The organism is Collinsella aerofaciens (assembly GCF_039758965.1).
GTDB lineage: Bacteria > Actinomycetota > Coriobacteriia > Coriobacteriales > Coriobacteriaceae > Collinsella > Collinsella aerofaciens_BR.
This window is the reverse complement of sequence record NZ_JBDMSL010000002.1, coordinates 61499-79952: the sequence shown is the minus strand read 5'-3', so window position 1 is coordinate 79952 and position 18454 is coordinate 61499. Positions and strand designations below refer to the sequence as shown.

17 protein-coding genes are annotated in these 18454 nt (G+C 59.6%); 14 read left to right on the top strand and 3 right to left on the bottom strand.

What is annotated here, in order from left to right; genetic code table 11:
- The first annotated feature begins 9 nt into the window (after nucleotides 1-9).
- From trmFO to ABHU32_RS01035, 12 genes are all read left to right on the top strand, one after another.
- On the top strand, nucleotides 10-1347 hold the full coding sequence (trmFO, locus tag ABHU32_RS01090; RefSeq protein ID WP_260698842.1) for a methylenetetrahydrofolate--tRNA-(uracil(54)-C(5))-methyltransferase (FADH(2)-oxidizing) TrmFO: 1338 nt from the start codon (nucleotides 10-12) through the stop codon (nucleotides 1345-1347).
- Nucleotides 1344-2264 (top strand): tyrosine recombinase, encoded by a 921-nt coding sequence (locus ABHU32_RS01085; RefSeq protein ID WP_346978576.1) that lies wholly within the window; start codon nucleotides 1344-1346, stop codon nucleotides 2262-2264. Before trmFO ends, ABHU32_RS01085 begins: the two co-directional genes overlap by 4 nt.
- Before the next feature lie 219 nt (nucleotides 2265-2483).
- Complete coding sequence (gene rpsB, locus ABHU32_RS01080; RefSeq protein WP_006236109.1) at nucleotides 2484-3212, top strand: 30S ribosomal protein S2; 729 nt, start codon at nucleotides 2484-2486, stop codon at nucleotides 3210-3212.
- 45 nt (nucleotides 3213-3257) lie between these two features.
- Nucleotides 3258-4127, top strand: coding sequence for a translation elongation factor Ts (tsf, locus tag ABHU32_RS01075; RefSeq protein WP_022094736.1), 870 nt, complete (start codon nucleotides 3258-3260; stop codon nucleotides 4125-4127).
- A 117-nt stretch (nucleotides 4128-4244) separates the two neighbouring features.
- Entirely contained in the window at nucleotides 4245-4967 is a 723-nt protein-coding gene (pyrH, locus tag ABHU32_RS01070; RefSeq protein WP_035138557.1) for a UMP kinase, read from the top strand.
- A gap of 2 nt (nucleotides 4968-4969) precedes the next feature.
- Nucleotides 4970-5506: a ribosome recycling factor gene (gene frr / locus ABHU32_RS01065; RefSeq protein ID WP_089573404.1), complete on the top strand. Its 537-nt coding sequence runs from the start codon at nucleotides 4970-4972 to the stop codon at nucleotides 5504-5506.
- A 1-nt stretch (nucleotide 5507) separates the two neighbouring features.
- Nucleotides 5508-6302: an undecaprenyl pyrophosphate synthase gene (uppS, locus tag ABHU32_RS01060; protein WP_195520377.1), complete on the top strand. Its 795-nt coding sequence runs from the start codon at nucleotides 5508-5510 to the stop codon at nucleotides 6300-6302.
- Between the two features lie 2 nt (nucleotides 6303-6304).
- Complete coding sequence (locus ABHU32_RS01055; protein ID WP_233504656.1) at nucleotides 6305-7204, top strand: phosphatidate cytidylyltransferase; 900 nt, start codon at nucleotides 6305-6307, stop codon at nucleotides 7202-7204.
- The gene (dxr, locus tag ABHU32_RS01050; RefSeq protein ID WP_346978541.1) at nucleotides 7204-8391 is read left to right on the top strand and encodes a 1-deoxy-D-xylulose-5-phosphate reductoisomerase; all 1188 of its coding nucleotides are present in this window, start codon (nucleotides 7204-7206) and stop codon (nucleotides 8389-8391) included. Before ABHU32_RS01055 ends, dxr begins: the two co-directional genes overlap by 1 nt.
- Before the next feature lie 25 nt (nucleotides 8392-8416).
- Nucleotides 8417-9778 carry a M50 family metallopeptidase gene (locus tag ABHU32_RS01045; protein ID WP_346978540.1) on the top strand — a complete coding sequence of 454 codons (1362 nt, stop codon included), beginning with the start codon at nucleotides 8417-8419 and terminating at the stop codon, nucleotides 9776-9778.
- Nucleotides 9779-9791: 13 nt separating this feature from the next.
- On the top strand, nucleotides 9792-10874 hold the full coding sequence (ispG, locus tag ABHU32_RS01040) for a flavodoxin-dependent (E)-4-hydroxy-3-methylbut-2-enyl-diphosphate synthase (protein WP_346978539.1): 1083 nt from the start codon (nucleotides 9792-9794) through the stop codon (nucleotides 10872-10874).
- Nucleotides 10875-12596 carry a proline--tRNA ligase gene (locus ABHU32_RS01035; RefSeq protein ID WP_346978538.1) on the top strand — a complete coding sequence of 574 codons (1722 nt, stop codon included), beginning with the start codon at nucleotides 10875-10877 and terminating at the stop codon, nucleotides 12594-12596.
- Nucleotides 12597-12774: 178 nt separating this feature from the next.
- Here ABHU32_RS01035 and ABHU32_RS01030 read toward each other — a convergent pair whose 3' ends face one another.
- Nucleotides 12775-13539, bottom strand: coding sequence for a phosphotransferase (locus ABHU32_RS01030; protein ID WP_346978537.1), 765 nt, complete (start codon nucleotides 13537-13539; stop codon nucleotides 12775-12777).
- Nucleotides 13540-13627: 88 nt separating this feature from the next.
- The gene (gene adhE, locus ABHU32_RS01025) at nucleotides 13628-16276 is read right to left on the bottom strand and encodes a bifunctional acetaldehyde-CoA/alcohol dehydrogenase (protein ID WP_346978536.1); all 2649 of its coding nucleotides are present in this window, start codon (nucleotides 16274-16276) and stop codon (nucleotides 13628-13630) included.
- Nucleotides 16277-16602: 326 nt separating this feature from the next.
- On the opposite strand from adhE, the gene ABHU32_RS01020 reads away from it, so the two are divergent.
- Complete coding sequence (locus tag ABHU32_RS01020) at nucleotides 16603-17040, top strand: hypothetical protein (protein ID WP_346978535.1); 438 nt, start codon at nucleotides 16603-16605, stop codon at nucleotides 17038-17040.
- A 186-nt stretch (nucleotides 17041-17226) separates the two neighbouring features.
- Here ABHU32_RS01020 and rpmB read toward each other — a convergent pair whose 3' ends face one another.
- Nucleotides 17227-17415 (bottom strand): 50S ribosomal protein L28, encoded by a 189-nt coding sequence (rpmB, locus tag ABHU32_RS01015; protein ID WP_022094725.1) that lies wholly within the window; start codon nucleotides 17413-17415, stop codon nucleotides 17227-17229.
- Nucleotides 17416-17866: 451 nt separating this feature from the next.
- Here rpmB and pyrR point away from each other — a divergent pair, with 451 nt between their 5' ends.
- Nucleotides 17867-18451, top strand: a complete 585-nt coding sequence (pyrR, locus tag ABHU32_RS01010; RefSeq protein ID WP_006236123.1) for a bifunctional pyr operon transcriptional regulator/uracil phosphoribosyltransferase PyrR — start codon at nucleotides 17867-17869, stop codon at nucleotides 18449-18451.
- The last annotated feature ends 3 nt before the right edge of the window (nucleotides 18452-18454 follow it).

Below are 18454 nucleotides of genomic sequence, written 5' to 3'. Positions count from 1 at the left end.
TGTTTGCAGATGCAGTTCGATCAGGTGACGGTTATCGGTGGCGGTCTGGCGGGTTCGGAGTGCGCGATCCAGCTGGCAGATCGCGGGTTTGCCGTAAAGCTGTGCGAGATGCGCCCCCAGGTGAGCTCCCCGGCCCACCATACCGATCATCTGGCAGAGCTCGTCTGCTCCAATTCGTTTAAGTCGACCCGTCCGGATTCCGCGGCTGGTTTGCTGAAGGCCGAGCTTGAGCGCATGGGTTCAGTCCTGCTCGATTGCGCCCATCGCGCGGCTGTTCCCGCCGGTGGCGCCTTGGCGGTCGACCGCGTCAAGTTTTCCGAGCTTGTCGAGGCCGAGGTTGCCGCTCGTCCCAATATCGAGGTCGTGCACGGCGAGGTCACGCAGATTCCCGAGGGTCACGTGGTCATTGCCGCGGGCCCGCTGTGTTCACCGGCGCTGAGCGAAGAGGTTATGAAGCTCGTCGGTGGCGATGCCCTGGCATTCTTTGATGCGGCGGCGCCGATCGTCGATGCCTCCACGCTCGATATGGACGTGTTGTTCTCGCAGTCGCGCTACGAGGAGCAGGGGAGCGGCGACTATCTCAACGCTCCGCTCAATAAGGAGGAGTACGAGGCCTTTATCGAGGCGCTTACCACGGCCGACCGCGTGGTGCTCAAAGACTTTGAGGGCGGCGATCTGTTCCAGGCCTGCCAGCCTGCCGAGGAAGTTGCGCGCACCGGCAAGGACGCCATTCGCTTTGGCGCCATGAAGCCCGTCGGCCTCACCGACCCGCGTACCGGACGTCGCCCCTGGGCGGCGATTCAGCTGCGTGCCGAGAACAAGGAGAAGACCGCCTATAACCTGGTGGGCTTCCAGACCAACTTGACCTTTGGCGAGCAGAAGCGCGTCTTCCATATGGTGCCGGGCCTGGAGAACGCTGAGTTCTTCCGCTACGGTGTCATGCACCGCAATACCTTTGTCGACGCCCCTCACGTGCTCGATGGCACCTTTGCCGTGCCCGGTACCGGCGTGCGCCTGGCCGGTCAGATCACCGGCACCGAGGGGTACATGGAAGCCGTGGCGACAGGTCTGCTCGCGGCGCTCAACACCTATGCCGAGGCTATCGGTGCCGCGGGCGTCGAGTTGCCGCGTGTGGGCGCCCTGGGTGCGCTCGTGGGCTATGCGACCGATCCTGCCACCGTGGGCTATCAGCCTATGCATGTCAACTTTGGCCTGGTGCCGCCACTCGAGGATGGTAAGCGCCGCAGCAAACGCGACCGCTATCAGGCTTATGCGGATCGCGCCCTCGAGGCCCTTGATGCCTACTTGGCCACGCGCTCCGACTTGTTTGGAGGCGACCGGTCATAGCCTTTGACCTGTACGACACCGTCGACTCGTTTATCGCCTATATCGCACGCGTCGAGGGGCTTTCTCCCAACACGGTGACGGCCTATGGCTCGAGGCTAGAGCGCTTTGCTGCCTGGTGCGAGCGCGAGGATATTGATGCTTTCGCTGCCGACGTGCGCACCATTCGTCGCTATCTTGCCGAGCTTTCGCGTGAGCAGGTGGCTCCCCGAACGCTTGCGGCGCACCTGTCGGCTATCCGATCTCTCTATCGCTGGATGGCTGCCGAGGGGATTGTCGAGGGTGATGCGGTCTCGGCTATCGCATCGCCCAAGCTGCCGCGTGACCTGCCGGGCGTCCTTACGACCCAGCAGGTCGAGGCGCTGCTCAAGACGCCTGATACCTCGACGCCCGCGGGACTGCGCGATGCGGCGATGCTCGAGCTGCTCTATGCATCCGGCGCCCGTATCTCTGAGCTCGCGGCACTCAATGTGGAGTCCATCGCTTGGTCCGAATGCACGCTGCGCCTGTGGGGCAAGGGGGGCAAGGAACGTATCGTCCCTCTGTATCGTCGTGCGCTCGAAGTGACGCGTCTCTATATTGAGGAGGGGAGGCCGGAGTTGCTCTCTCGTGCAAAGCGCCTTGACCTCGCTACCGGGCCGCATCCGCTGCTTATATCGGCGCACGGCAATCGCATGAGCGCCGCCATGCTCCGGCGGCGGTTCCATACGCTGGCGACGCTCGCCGGCATTCCGGCCGACATCGCCCCGCATGCGATGCGCCATACCTTTGCGACCGACTTGCTCGAGGGCGGTGCGGACCTGCGCTCGGTTCAAGAGCTGCTGGGTCATGCGAGCCTGTCCACGACGCAGATCTACACGCATCTCACACCCGATCGGCTTAAGCGGGCTGTGGCTCAAGCCCATCCCCGCGGCGAATAGTGGCTGGGACGTCCCGCGCCGCACTCAGGTGTGTGGTTTTGATTGCGGGTTGGCAGGAAGATGCATTCCTGCTATCATTCATCGGGTTGCTTCACGGCAACATGTTTTTATCACGCACGCGCGGCTACTTCATACCGTGGTGCCCGGGCTTTGGTAGCACATGTCCGGGTTGGTTTTGGAGGATGACCCCGCGCGGAGGCAAACCACAGGAGGTTTAACATGGCTACCAAGATTAATATCCGCACCCTGCTCGAGGCCGGCTGCCACTTCGGTCACCAGACCCGTCGCTGGAACCCCAAGATGAAGCCGTTCATCTTCGGTGAGCGCAACGGCATCTACATCCTCGACCTCAAGCAGACCATCCTCGACGCCGACCAGGCCTACACCTTCGTCAAGAACGTCGCCAAGGGTGGCAACGTGCTGTTCGTCGGCACCAAGAAGCAGGCTCAGGAGGCCGTCAAGAACGCTGCTGAGCGCGCCAACATGCCTTACATCAACCAGCGTTGGCTCGGCGGTATGCTGACCAACTTCGTCACCATCCGCTCCCGCATCAACCGCATGGAGGAGCTCGAGGCCATGGTCGAGGACGGCCGCATGGCTGTTCTGCCCAAGAAGGAGCAGGCTGTTCTCGGCAAGGAGCTCACTAAGCTCCAGACCAACCTCGGTGGCGCCCGCGACATGAAGGGTCTGCCCCAGGCTCTCTTCGTCATCGACACCAAGCGCGAGGAGAACGCCATCAAGGAGGCTCAGCGCCTGAACATCCCCGTCGTCGCCCTGATCGACACCAACTCCGATCCCGACGAGGTCGAGTACGGCATCCCCTGCAACGATGACGCTATCTCCGCTGTCACCCTTATGTGCGAGCTCATGGCTGACGCCTGCCTCGCTGGCTCTGGTAAGGAGCAGGTCTCCGAGGCCGAGATGGCCGCTGAGCCCAAGGCCGAGTAAATCAGTCTTAGTTAATTCTTTTTCATCTCTTTGAAAGGAACCACAATGGCCCAGATTACCGCCGCTATGGTCAAGCAGCTCCGCGAGATGACCGACTCCCCGATGATGGAGTGCAAGAAGGCTCTCGTCGAGGCTGACGGCGACATGGACGCCGCTGTCGACGTTCTGCGTAAGAACGGCCTTGCCAAGGCTGCCAAGAAGGCTGGCCGTGAGACCAACGAGGGCGCTGTCGCCGCGTTCGTCTCCGAGGATGGCAAGACCGGCGCTCTGCTCGAGCTCTCCTGCGAGACCGACTTCGTTGGCTCCAACGCCAAGTTCACTGGCTTTGCTTCCAAGGTCGCTGAGGTTGTCGCTACCACCGAGCCTGCTGACGTCGACGCTCTGCTCGAGAAGCCGATGGGCGAGGAGACCGTTTCCTCCGAGCTCACCGAGATGATTCACATCATGGGCGAGAACATGAAGATCTCCCGCTTCGCTGCCCGTAAGGCTGAGAACGGCGCGCTCGCTTCTTACATCCACATGGGTGGTAAGATCGGCGTCCTCGTCGAGTTCGCCTTCGAGAAGGCCGAGACCGCTCAGGCTGAGTCCTTCAAGACCTTCGCTCACGACGTTGCCCTTCAGGTTGCCGCCGTCGCCCCGATCTGCGCTACCCGCGATCAGGTTCCGGCCGAGACCGTCGAGCACGAGAAGCAGATCTACATGGCTCAGGCTGCCGAGTCCGGTAAGCCCGAGGCTATCCAGGAGAAGATGGCTGTCGGCCGTCTGGAGAAGTTCTACAAGCAGTCCGTGCTCACCGAGCAGGAGTTCATCAAGGACAGCTCCCTCACCATCAAGAAGTACGCTGAGCAGGTCTCCAAGGAGCTCGGCGACACCATTACCGTCGTTGCCTTTGACCGTCTGGTCCGTGGCGAGTAAATAAGCTCTTGTAGCTGGTAATGAGCAGGCTGTGGGTTTTACTCACAGCCTGCTTTTTCATGGCTCTTCTTAGAGCCTTTGATATCATATTGAGAGTCTAATTAAAGGAGGATCGCTTTGTCCGACATCCGATATAAACGCGTGCTTCTTAAGCTTTCCGGCGAAGCACTGATGGGCGACGGCCAATATGGCATCGACCCCAAGGTTACCGACCATCTTGCCAAGCAGGTCAAGGAGCTGCTCGCCGTTGGCCATGAGGTCGGCGTCGTTGTCGGCGGCGGCAATATTTTCCGCGGCATGGCCGGCGCTGCCGGTGGCATGGAGCGTGCACAGGCCGACTACATGGGCATGTTGGCAACCGTTATGAACGCGCTCGCCCTGCAGGATGCCTTCGAGCATAACGATGTTCCCTGCCGCGTGATGAGCGCTATCCAGATGAACGAGATCTGCGAGCCCTATATTCGTCGCCGCGCTATCAACCATCTATCCAAGGGCAACGTCGTCATCTTCGCTGCCGGTTCGGGCAATCCGTACTTTACGACCGACACCGCCGCGGCTCTTCGTGCGTGCGAGATCGGCGCCGAGATTCTGATTAAAGCCACCAAGGTTGACGGCATCTACGACAAGGATCCCGTCAAGTGCGCCGATGCCGTCCGTTTTGACAAGATTACCTATCACGAGGTGCTCGTCCGCGGCCTGCAGGTTATGGATTCCACGGCTACGGCTCTGTGCCAGGATAACCGTATGCCGATTTTGGTCCTCAACATCGATGGCGAGGACACCGTCAAGCGCGCGCTTTCGGGTGAGCCCGTCGGCACGCTCGTCTATCAGGAGGATTAAGCATGGCAGAGAACATCACCGCCCATATGGACAAGTCGCTCGAGTCCCTCAAGCATAACTTCTCCAAGGTCCGTACCGGCCGCGCCAATGCCAACATTCTGTCCGACATCACCGTCGATTATTATGGTGTTCCCACGCCGGTCACGCAGATTGCCGCCGTCAAGACCCCCGAGGCCCACATGCTGCTCATCGAGCCGTGGGACAAGGCGCTTATCAACGCTATCGTCAAGGCCATCGGCGCTTCCGATCTGGGTATTACCCCCAACTCCGATGGCACCGTCGTTCGTCTGCCGTTCCCGGCTCCCACCGAGGAGCGCCGTCGCGAGCTCGTCAAGGAGTGCCGTGAGTACGCCGAGCAGGCCAAGGTGTCTATCCGTAACATCCGTCGCGACTTCAACAACAAGCTCGAGCGCGATGAGGAGCTCACCGAGGACGATGTCCGTCGCGAGCAGGCCAAGGTCCAGAAGCACACTGATGAGTATGTCGCCAAGGTCGAGGAGCTTCTGAAGGAAAAAGAAGCCGAGGTCATGGAGATCTAAGGTGCAATACGACGAGCATAAACTGGTCGAGTACTTTGCCGACGCCCCTGCGGGCGTCGGTTTTTCCGACCTTGACCTCAATAACATTCCGCACCATATCTCGTGCATCATGGACGGTAACGGTCGTTGGGCCACGTCGCGCGGTCTTGCACGCACCGAGGGCCACAAAGCGGGTATCGTCTCCCTGCGCGAGATCATTACCGCATGCGTGCGCTTGGGTGTCGACGTCCTTTCGGCCTATGCGTTTTCCACCGAAAACTGGAATCGTCCGCAGCACGAGGTCAACGTTTTGATGCATTTGTTTGCTAAGACGTTTATCGATGAGTTGCCGCTGCTTAAGCGCGAAAACGTTCGCGTTGTCTTTTTGGGCGATATTTCCGCACTGCCTAAGAAGACCCGCGATGTCTTTGAGCGAGGTCTTGCCGAGTGCGCCAATCACACCGGCATGACGCTGGCGCTTGCCGTCAACTACGGCGCGCGTGCCGAGATTACCCGCGCTGTCCGTCAGATCGCACTCGACGCTGCCGCCGGTAAGATCGATCCTGCCGCAATTGATGACGACATGGTGGCTTCCCACCTCTATACCGCTGGCCTTCCCGATCCTGAGCTTGTGATTCGCACTTCTGGTGAGCTGCGCCTTTCGAACTATCTGCTGTGGCAGGTGGCTTATTCCGAATTCTACGTCACCGATACCTATTGGCCCGACTTTGATCGTTGGGGTCTTGTCGACGCCATTTTGGCCTATCAGGGCCGTGACCGTAGGTTTGGTGGTCTGAGCAAGACCGAGGAGGCTTAATCGTGTCCGATCGTCCCAAGGCAATTGCTCCCAAGACATCTGAGCGCAAGGCTGTCGCTGCGGGAGCGCCCGCAGCGAAGAATGGCACCGGTTCGTGGCTTGCCGGCTTTATCACCCGTGCCGCCGCCGGTATCGTCTATGCCGTTGTCTTTATCCTGTGCCTGGTTTTGGGTATTGTGCCCACGGCCATCTTTGTTTCTGTCATGAGCGGTCTGTGCTGCTATGAGTTTTTCCGTATGACGAGGCTCGATGGCAAGATGGCTAACGAGCGCATGGGTATCGCTGCCGCCGTACTCTTTCCGCTGTCGGCGTTGGGCGATTCGATGTTGCTGAATGCCCTGCTTTTTGCCCTGATGCTCGCTGTGGGCATTTGGTATGTTTGGTCGCCGCGTACCCGCATCTCTGATGTGGCCGTGACGCTCATGGGTCCCATCTACACTGGCTTTATGCTGTCGGCTATCGTGCTGCTGCGCGATGCCGTGCCCGGTTTTGCCGGCGCCCTGCTTTCGGTGGGCGTTTGCGCGTCCCTTTGGGTCTCCGATTCGTTTGCCTACATCGTGGGTAGCCGTATCGGCAAGCACAAGATGGTTCCCAAGATCTCTCCCAAAAAGAGCTGGGAGGGGTTTGTCGGCGGCATCCTGGGCTCGGTTTTGATTTGGCTCATCCTGTGGGCGACGCACTTCTACAAGCTCAGCCTGCCCTATGCGCTGCTGTGCGGCGTGGTCGTGTCCGTCCTGGGCGTTATCGGAGACCTCATCGAGTCGCGCATCAAGCGCGGTGTGGGCGTTAAGGATTCCGGTAACCTTATCCCGGGCCACGGCGGCATGCTCGATCGTAGCGATTCGCTTATCTTTGGCTGCATTACCGCGCAGCTGCTTTTGATGATCGGAGGCGTGCTGTAATGTCCTTCCAGACGACGTATGGCCCCGATGGACGTCTCCGTGTTGCCATCCTGGGTTGTACGGGCTCTATCGGCACCCAGGCGCTCGATGTGTGCCGCCAGCATGCCGATCGCCTGCAGGTGACGGCGCTGTCCGTTAACTCCAGTACCTCCGAGCTCGTTGCCGCTGCCCGCGAGTTCTCGGTTCCGGCGGTTGCCGTGGCCGATGTCGCTCATGGCGATGACGCCGTGCTGCAGGAGTTGCCCGAGGGAACGAAGCTCGGCGTTGGCGCGCAGGCGGTTTGCGAGCTCGCGCGTCGCGACGATGTCGACTGCGTGCTCGTCGCTATTGTGGGCGCCGCCGGTCTCGAGGCGAGCCATGCGGCCTTGACCTCGAATAAGCGTCTTGCCCTTGCCAACAAGGAGTCCCTCGTCGTCGGCGGCGACTTGCTTATGCCGTTGGCGCAACCGGGCCAGCTTATTCCAGTCGACTCTGAGCACTCCGCCATCTACCAGTGCTATCTGGGGGAGAACCCACGCGAGGCTCATTGTATTTGGCTCACCTGCTCGGGCGGTCCGTTCTTTGGCCGCACCCGCGACGAGCTCAATCGCGTGACGCGTGCCGATGCCCTCGCACATCCCACGTGGGCCATGGGTGCCAAGATCACCATCGACTCCGCCACCCTCATGAACAAGGGCCTGGAGCGCATTGAGGCCATGCATCTGTTTAACTGCGACCTCGATTTCATTAACGTGGTCGTGCAGCGTCAGTCCAAGATTCACTCTATGGTCGAGTTCGCCGACGGCTCCGTGATGGCGCATCTCGGTGCTTCCGACATGCGTATTCCCATCCAGTTTGCGTTCTCGTATCCCGAGCGTTGGGATACCCCGGCGCCTCGTATCGATTTCCGCGAGCTGGGGCAGCTCACGTTTGATGCTGCCGACATGGATACCTTCCGCTGTCTGGCACTAGCCGAACGTGCCGGCAAGACGGGTGGCACCATGCCGTGCGTGCTCAATGCCGCCAACGAGGTCGCCGTCGATGCCTTCCTGCACGATGGCTGCAGCTTTACCGATATCGATCGCATTGTGGAATCCTGCATGGATTCCCACGATATGCAGGCGGTCGATTCGTTTGAGCAGCTTCGCGACATCGATGCATGGGCGCGTGAAAAGGCTGCGCAGGTGCTCGCCGCAACCCGTTCCTAGCCCATAAGGATTGCTTTTTCGTTTTATGGATACTGTTCTGAGCGTTCTCTCATCGGTCTTTTGGGGCCTGCTGATGCTTTCCGTCCTTGTGTTTTTGCACGAGGGCGGCCACTTTTTGGCGGCGCGTGCCTGCGGCGTCCGTGTAACCGAGTTCTTTTTGGGCCTGCCGTGTCGCTTTGACATCCATTACACGTCACGTCGCATTGGAACCAAGTTTGGCGTGACCCCGCTGCTGCTGGGTGGCTACGCTGCCATCTGCGGTATGGATCCGACCGACGTCTCGTGCGCCGATCGCGTGCTCGCGGCTATCTATCGTCATGGTCGCGTGACCGTGGCCGACCTTGCCGCCGAGCTCGAGCTATCCGAGGAGGTTGTGCTCGAGGCATGCGCCTTGCTATTGGGTTGGGGCTCTATCGCGCCTTGGTATGAGGAAGGGGAGAAGCCCTCGCCGAGCTACTATCCCACCAAGTATCAGACGCTGCCACGAGATGCGGCGGGTTACACCACCTTTGACGGCCGCCGTTTCGATCGAGAGCATGCGACTACCGAGGGCGATGTGTGGGAGCTGCCGTGCGGCGAAGCCGAGTTCCTTGCGCGAGAGCGTTCGCATACCTATCTGGGCCAGGGTTTTCTCAAGCGCGCCTTTATGCTGCTCGCGGGCATTCTCGTCAATATCCTGACGGGCTTTTTGCTGCTTATGAGCATCTACTCTATTGCGGGTGTCACCGTGCCGATGGATACCAACGTGATCGGTCAGGTTGACGAGGGGTCTATTGCCGCCAAGGCGGGTATCGAGGGCGGCGACGCGATCCTTTCGGTTGACGGAGTATCGTGCTCTACCTGGATGGACGTTTACGATGCCATCGGCAAGGCCGCCGGTAAGGACGATATCGCCATTGAGTATGAGCGCGACGGCAAGCAGCATTCGACCTCGGTTGCGCTCAAAGAGGATGAGCGCCTAGGTGTGTATGCCTCTACGCAGGTGGTCCGTTTAGACCCCATTACGTCGGCTCGCCTTTCGTTCTCTTATGTCGTGCAGACAGCGGAGGGCGTGATGCGCCTGCTCCAGCCGCAGCATACGATGGAGATTCTCGATCAGTCTTCTTCAATCGTGGGCATTAGCGTTATGTCCTCACAGGCTGCTGCTGCCGGCCCTGCCACGTTCCTTTCGTTTGCCGCCCTCATTTCGTTCTCGCTTGGCTTTATGAACCTGCTGCCCATCCCACCACTCGATGGCGGCAAGCTGGTCATCGAGATCATTCAAAAGATTGCTGGCCGCGAGCTTCCGCTCAAGGTCCAGACGATTGTGAGCTATGTGGGCATCGCGCTCTTTGCGCTGCTGTTTGTCTATATGCTTCGTTCCGACGTCCTTCGATTTATCCTGTAGGGGAGTGTTTGGATTGTCTTTATCCCATCCTTTGCCTCGCGAGTTGACGCGCCCCGTGCATGTGGGCGGTGTGCAGATCGGTGGCGGCGCGCCGGTGGTGGTCCAATCCATGACCTGCACCGATACCGCTGACGCCCAGGCAACGCTTGCGCAAGTGTGCGCGTTGGCGCAGGCTGGCTGCGATATCGTGCGTGTGAGCGTGCCCACCGAGGCCGCGCTTGAGGGTTTCCGCATCATCTGTGCCGAGTCTCCGGTGCCGATCGTCGCCGATATTCACTTTAACCATAAGCTCGCCATCGGCGCCGTCGAGGCTGGTGCCGCCAAGCTTCGCATCAATCCCGGCAATATCGGCGATTGGGCTAAGGTCGATGCCGTGATCGATGCCGCGGGCGCCGCTGGGTGCGCGATTCGTATCGGCGTCAATGCCGGTTCGCTCGAGCAGGATATCGCCGAGCGCGACGACCTCACGCAGCCCGAAAAGCTCGTGATGTCGAGCGAGCGTTTCGTCAAGCACTTTGAGGACCGCGGCTTTAAGAACATTGTGCTTTCGGCCAAGGCCCATAGCGTGCAAACGACGCTCGATACCTATCGAGCCCTGTCGCGTGAGATTCCACACGTTCCGCTTCACCTGGGCGTGACGGAGGCGGGGACCAAGCTCCAGGGCACCATCAAGAGCTCTGTAGGCTTGGGTATCTTGCTTTCCGAAGGCATTGGCGACACCATGCGTGTGTCGCTCACAGCTGATCCGGTTGAGGAGCCGCCGGTCGCCTGGGGGATTTTGCAGTCGCTGGGCCTGCGTCGCCGTGGCCCCGAGATTGTCTCGTGCCCCACATGCGCCCGCTGCCAGGTTAACCTTATTCCCATTGCCGAGGAGGTTACCGAGCGGCTTAAGAACTACTCCGCGCCGCTTTCGATCGCTGTGATGGGATGTGCCGTTAATGGCCCCGGCGAGGCTTCTGATGCCGACCTGGGCGTTGCTTGCGGACGTGGTCAGGCCTTGCTCTTTTCGCATGGCCAGATCATTGGTAAAGTAGCTGAGGACCAAATTGTCGACGCGCTGATGGCCGAGGTCGACAAACTTATTGAGGAGAAATAAATGACCCGAGCAATGTACATGTCTAAGCTCTATGCGCCGACGCTTAAAGAGGATCCGGCGGACGCTGAGCTCGCCAGTCACCGCCTGCTGCTCCGTGCCGGCATGATCCGCAAGGAGGCCGCCGGCCTGTATTCCTACCTGCCGCTTGCTTGGCGCTCGATCCGTAAGATCGAGAATATCGTGCGCGACGAGATGGACGCTGCCGGCGCCCAGGAGCTTATGATGCCTATCATGGTCGACGCCGAGTTGTGGCGCGAGTCCGGGCGCATCGACGCCTATGGCAAGGAGCTTGTGCGCTTTGACGACCGTCATGGTCGCGAGTTCGTCCTGGGCCCCACGCACGAGGAGACCGTCACGGCCCTGGTGCGCAACGAGCTGCGCTCCTACAAGCAGCTGCCCGTCAACCTGTACCACATTCAGGACAAGTTCCGCGACGAGTTCCGCCCCCGCTTTGGCCTGATGCGCGGTCGCGAGTTCATCATGAAGGACGCCTACAGCTTCTCCGCCACGCAGGAGAGCCTGCAGGAGGAGTACGACAAGATGAAGCAGGCGTACGCCAATATCTGCGAGCGCTGCTACATCAAGGCTCTGCCCGTCGTCGCCGATTCTGGCGAGATCGGTGGCGATACCTCCGTCGAGTACATGGCTTTGGCTGACGCCGGCGAGGCTTCGCTCGTCTACTGCGACGATTGCGGCTTCGCTGCCGATGACGAGGCTGCAAGCACCAAGGTCGTCGTGACCGAGGGTCCTGGTGACGGTACGCTCACCAAGGTTGAGACTCCGGGCATGGGCACCATTGAGGCAGTTGCTAAGTTCTTTGGGTTCCCCGAGAACGGCACGCGCAAGTCGCTGGCACTCATCGACGCCGAGGGCAAGCCGGTCGTGGCCATTGTTCCGGGCGATCACGAGCTCAACGATTGCAAGGCCGAGCACGTCTTTGGCAAGGGCTATCGCATGATGACCGACGAGGAGCTTCAGGCGAACGGTCTGCACAAGGGCTTTATCGGACCGGTTAACCTGCCCGATGGCATTCGTCTGGTCTGCGACGAGAGCCTGCGCGAGTCCAAGCAGTGGGCTTGCGGTGCCAACGAGGTCGATTATCACTTTACCGGCGCCTGCCCCGAGCGCGACTTTACCGTCGATGAGTGGGCCGACCTGGTCACCATCGTTGCCGGCGATCCCTGCCCGCACTGCGGCAAGCCGCTCTCTGCTGCCCGCGGCATCGAGGTCTCTCAGGTCTTCCAACTGGGTACCAAGTATTCCGAGGCCATGGGTGCCACCTTTATGGATGAGGACGGCAAGGAAAAACCGCTCATCATGGGTTGCTACGGCGTGGGCGTGTCTCGCTCGCTTGCTGCCGTCGTGGAGCAGCACAATGACGAGCATGGCATCGTCTGGCCGGTCTCTGTCGCTCCGTACGAGGTGGCGGTGATTCCGCTCGATCCCAAGAAGGAGGAGTGCGCGACCGTCTGCGACCAAATCGTCGAGGGCTTGTGCGCCGTTGGTATCGAGGTCGTCGTGGATGACCGCAACGAGCGTCCCGGCTTTAAGTTTGCCGACAACGACCTTATGGGTTTCCCGTATCAGGTCGTTCTGGGTAAGCGTGGTCTCAAGAATGGCACGGTGGAGCTCAAGGATCGTGCTACCGGTGAGCGTGAAGACGTGGCGATTGATGAGATCGTCGGTAAGGTCGCCGAGCTTGTGAAGGCTGCACGTCGCTAATCGACGTTTCTGCTATTTGATGTAATTGCAGGACTGCCCCGTATCTCTCTTAGGATGAGATGCGGGGCAGTCCTTTTTGGTGCGTGAATCAGCTTAACGAGCAAAGGAAAACCCCACAGCCCATATGAGCTGCGGGGTTTTCCTTTGTGCCTCCGATGCGAAATTAATCGCTCAGATATTACTGATAATCGACGACGTCGATCCAGTTCTTCAGGAACTCATCGTTCACGTTGCGCTTACGAGCGAGCTCAGAAGCGGCGACGATGCTCGTCCACTGACGCACGACCTGCATGGGCATGTCGGCGCGGTCGCAGTAGAGCTCCAGGTAGGCCTCGGCCTGATCCTTGCTGTTGAGGGCAAAGAGCAGGTAGGTGGTGGCAACGTCGGCAGCAGGAGAGCCCTGGGTGGCGTGTGCCCAGTCGCAGACGTACAGCTGGCCGTCGTCGCCGACGATGACGTTGGAGGGGTTGAAGTCGCCGTGGCAGACCTTGAACTCCTTGGTCATGCCGTCCAGACGCTCCTGAAGGTTGTAGCGCGTGGTGGCATTGAGCTGTTCAAGGCTGTCGATCATGCGGGCGAACTTGTCGCGCTGACGGTTAAGCAGCGGGGAGGTGTAGCCGTGGATCTCAATCTGGAGGTCGACGAACATCTCGAGGTACTCACCAAAGCGCTGGGGCTCGGCAGTCATCTTCTCGGCAAGGGTAGTGCCCGGAACCTTCTCGGTCACGAGCGCCCAGCCGTTGGCGTTCTCGAGCTGGGAAACCTCGAGAGCCTTGGGGCTGCGGATCCCGCACTCATTGATGCGGGCAAGATTCAAAGCCTCGTTGAACACGTCGGAGACGGGCTTGGTCTCGTTAAAGACCTTGACGATCTTGTCGCCCAGGTCGTAAACGACCTTGTTGCCACGGCGGACGAGCTCGGTCTTGGAATCGGGTAGCAGCATGGTTGCATCCTTTCAACGATGCGATAGAAGCGACGGCGGGGGTGTGTGAAACACCCGTGCACCCCCGCCGTTAAAAACCGTGCTAAAACTAGCAGACGGCGTAATCCTGAGGCTCGCGGCCGTAGTAGGCGTCCAGGTAGAGCTCCTTGATCTCGCTCATGAGCGGGTAGCGCGGGTTAGCGCCGGTGCACTGGTCGTTGAATGCCTGCTCGGTCATCTCGTCGAGGGTGTCGAGGAAGTACTTCTCGTCGACACCGTAGTCGGCGATGGTCTTCTTGACGCCGATGAAGTCGCAGAGCTCGGTGAGCTTGGTGATGAAGTTCTCGAAGACCTCACGGTCGTCTTTGCCGTCGATGCCGCAGTAACGAGCCATCTCGGCGTAGTTGTGCAGCGCGTTGGGGTAAGGATACTGAGAGAAGGTTCCCATCTTGACAGGAGCCTCGGCGGCGTTGTAACGCATGACGCGGGTCAGGATGACTGCGTTTGCGAGGCCGTGGGGCAGATGGTGGAAAGCGCCGAGCTTGTGGGCCATGGAGTGGTTGAGGCCCAGGAAGGCGTTACCGAATGCCATACCGGCCATGCAGGATGCGTTGTGCATCTCCTCGCGAGCGTGCGGATCCTTGGCACCGTTGGTGAAGGAGCTCGGGAGGTTCTCGAAGACGAGCTTTGCGGCGCGCTCGGAGAGGCCCTTGGTGTAATCGGAAGCCATGATGGAGACGTAGGACTCGATGGCGTGGGTCATGACGTCAATACCGGAAGCTGCGGTGAGGCCCTTCGGGGCGGTCATGCAGTTGTCAGCGTCGACGATTGCCATCTTCGGGAGCAGCGCGTAGTCGGCGAGCGGCCACTTGATGCCGGTCTCCTTGTCGGTGATGATGGCGAACGGCGTGCACTCGGAGCCAGTGCCCGAAGAGGTCGGGACGGCGACGAAGTAAGCCTTCTTGCCCATCTCGGGGAAGGTGAAGATACGCTTGCGGATGTCCATGAAGTCCATGGCCATGTCCTCGAAGTTCGCCTCGGGGTGCTCGTACATCATCCACATGATCTTGCCGGCGTCCATTGCGGAACCGCCGCCGACGGCGATGATGACATCCGGCTCGAAGAGCGTCATCTGCTTGGCGCCGCGACGTGCGCACTGCAGGGAGGGATCGGGCTCAACGTCGTAGAAGCAGTCGTGAGCGATGCCCATCTCATCGAGCTTGGCCTCGATGGCACGCGTGTTGCCATTCTTGAAGAGGAACTGGTCGGTAACGATGAAGGCGCGCTTCTTGCCCATTACGGTGCCGAGCTCGTCGAGTGCGACGGGCGTGCAGCCCTTCTTGAAGTAGACCTTCTCGGGTGCGCGGAACCACAGCATGTTCTCGCGGCGCTCTGCCACGGTCTTGACGTTGATCAAGTGCTTCACCCCAACGTTCTCGGAGACGGAGTTGCCACCCCAGGAGCCGCAGCCCAGGGTTAGAGACGGCTTCATGCCGAAGTTGTAGAGGTCACCGATGCCGCCGTGCGAGGACGGGGTGTTGATGACGATGCGGCAGGCCTTCATGACGTGCTGGAACTTAGCGATCTTCTCGCTCTGTGCCGGGTGCACGTAGAGAGAGGCGGTGTGGCCCGGGCCACCTGCGAGGACGAGGTGCTCTGCCTTGTCAACGGCCTCCTGGAAGTCCTTGGCGTGATACATAGCGAGGACCGGGGAGAGCTTCTCGTGGGAGAACTCTTCCTTCTCGGGATTGGTGGAGGTGACCTCGGCGATCAGGATCTTGGTCTTCTCGGGGACCTTGATGCCTGCGAGCTCAGCGATCTTTGCTGCAGCCATACCCGGGATGCGGTGGTCGAGTGCGCCGTTCTTGAACATGGCGGCACGCAGGGCCTCCATCTCGGCACCCTGCTTGACGAAGTAGCAGCCGCGACGCTGGAACTCAGCCTTGACATCCTTGTAGATGGAGTCGAGGACGGTGACGGACTGCTCGGAAGCGCAGATCATGCCGTTGTCGAACGTCTTGGAGTGGATGATGGAGTTGACGGCGAGCTTGATGTCCGCGGTATCGTCGATGATGACCGGGGTGTTGCCGGCGCCGACGCCGAGTGCGGGCTTACCGGAGGAGTAAGCAGCCTTGACCATGCCCGGGCCACCGGTTGCGAGAATGATGTCGACGTCGCGCATGACCATGTTGGTCAGCTCGATGGACGGCTTGTCGACCCAGCCGATGATGCCCTCAGGAGCACCGGCCTTGACAGCTGCGTCGAGAACGAGCTTGGCGGCGGCGATGGTGCACTTGGCGGCTGCCGGGTGCGGGGAGATGATGATGGCGTTACGGGTCTTCAGGCAGATGAGCGTCTTGAAGATGGCCGTGGAGGTCGGGTTGGTGGTCGGGATGACTGCGCCAACGATACCGATCGGCTCGGCGACCTTGGTGATGCCGTAAGCGTCGTCGCGCTCGATGACACCGCAGGTCTTGGTGTTCTTGTAAGCGTTGTAGATGTACTCAGCGGCGTAGTGGTTCTTGATGACCTTGTCCTCGAGAACGCCACGGCCGGTCTCCTCGATGGCGAGCTTGGCCAAAGGAATACGAGCCTTGTTGGCGGCCATAGCAGCCTCGTAGAAGATCTTGTCTACCTGCTCCTGAGTGTACTCAGCGAATTTAGCCTGGGCCTCACGCATAGATTTGAGTTTGGCCTCAAGCGCCTCCACGTTGTCCACGATGGCGGGAGTAGTGTTTTCCGGTGACTTTTTCACCATTTGTGTCTCCTTGCGATCGGAGATTTACCCTACAAGATGCATGATAGCAAGAAATAATTCGGTGAACGGGCAGATTCCCGTAAAAGACAAACTAAAACGCTTCAATCAAATGAACCGTTTCAACTAAATCTATCTGCCCTGCGCATCGCCCCGCTCATTGGGGACAGACTTACATGAGTGCTTTCACTCATTTGGGACAGACATCGATTTGCCATTTTGCCGTTCTGGGCCTGTTATTGCCGCTCATTGCTCATTGGTTATAAATAGATTGCAGGCATTTCGACAATCGCTATTCGCGGGTCGCGGTTGAGTTGGACACGCAGGCAGTGCAGCTGCTCGATTATATCCATCTCAATCCCGTGAAAGGTGTGCTCGACTCGCTTGAGGCGTACCGCTGGTCAAGTTACAAGGCATATCAGCTGGGCTACGATCCCTTTGATATTTGTGATGCGGCCCCTATGCTCGATATTGTCGGAGGTTCCCGTTGCTATTGCGAGCATATCGAGGAAGTTGCCGGGCGCATCTGGTCAGAGGAGATTCTTCCGCGCCGACGGATCCCCGATGAGGATGCTCTTTCTGTTGCGCGCGAAGTCCTGCCCAGCATAGATCCTGCGCTGCTCAAGGCCTTGCCACGCCCCGAACGCGATGCCTGTCTGCTGAGGCTTAGGCGGGCACATCTCACGGTCAAGCAAATTGCCCGTATCACTGGTATCGGCTCTTCAAGCGTAACCAAGGCCACCACAGGCTGGAAGGAGGCTGCGTGAGGCAGGGGGCGAACCGATGCCGGCACGCGTTATGTCTGTCCCAAATGCGTGAAAGCACTCATGTAAGTCTGTCCCCAATGAGTACAAAAAGGCGCCCTCCGTAGGGGAGGGCGCCTTTGGTAAGTTCTATGTGAACGCGAGGTCTTTGACCCGGAGAGTCCGAGGTACTTGTTGGTAAGACCTTATTTAGGAGCGCGCAACCTTGCCGGACTTGAGGCAGGTGGAGCAAACGTTCATCTTGCGACGGTGGCCATCGACGACGACGTAGACGCGCTGGATGTTGGGGCGGAACTTACGGTTGGTGACGCGGTGAGAGTGGCTGATGGAGCGACCGGCAACGGGGTGCTTACCGCAAACTTCGCAAACTTTGGACATAACTGACCCTCCTTGGGCGACAAACGAACATGTCGCGTTAACAAACAAGCCTGAACTATAGCACAGAAGCAGCTCCCTGTGCGTAATCTACACAGAGATATTCCTCTTTTGGCGATAGTGCTCACGCCACGGCCCTGGACGTAGATCCGATTTGCGTGCAGCAGAGGGGATTATGCCAGCTCGTGCGTGCGTTTTCAAGCTCGTCCCACAAATATATATAGGTTTATTGAGCATTGGGCTCCGTTTACGGATTGCTCTGTATTTATGCTCGCAATTAAGCTCGAGGTTGGCTACACTATCCGTTGACCATTAAAGGGGTACGAGATACCCACATGGAATTACATAGCTGCCAAAGAGCAGTCTTTCCTGTGGGTGTCTGGTCCGCTTTGAGCGGTCGGGCATCTATTTTTTTGACTGTGTCAGCAGTCAAGACATGTGAGGAAGGAGATCGATGGGCACGACTTCCCCCAAGGCGGTCATCATGGACGAGACCGCCGTCAATCGAGCGATGACCCGCATCGCGCACGAGATTCTCGAGCGCAACGAGGGCTGTGAAGACCTCGCTCTGGTCGGCATCGTCACGCGCGGCGACCTTCTGGCAAAGAAACTTGCCGAGGAGATCAAGGAGATCGAGGGCGTCGACGTTCCGCTCGGCAGCCTCGACATCAGCTTCTACCGCGATGACTACGCTACCAATTTCGCTCCCGCGATCCACGCCACCAACATTCCCTTTAGCGTCGACGGCAAGCGCGTCGTGCTGGTGGACGACATCCTGTATACGGGCCGTACCATTCGCGCCGCTCTCGACGCCGTCATGGACCTGGGCCGTCCGAGCCGCATTGAGCTGGCAGTCCTCGTTGACCGCGGCCACCGCGAGCTCCCCATCTCGCCGGACTTTGTCGGCAAGAACGTTCCCTCGTCGCATGAGGAGAACGTGCACCTATATATGAAGGAAGTCGACGGCCACACCGCTGTCGAGATTAACGACGTCGCGCCGGGTTCCCATGTGGGCTCCGCGCCGCTGGGAGGTGAGTAGTAC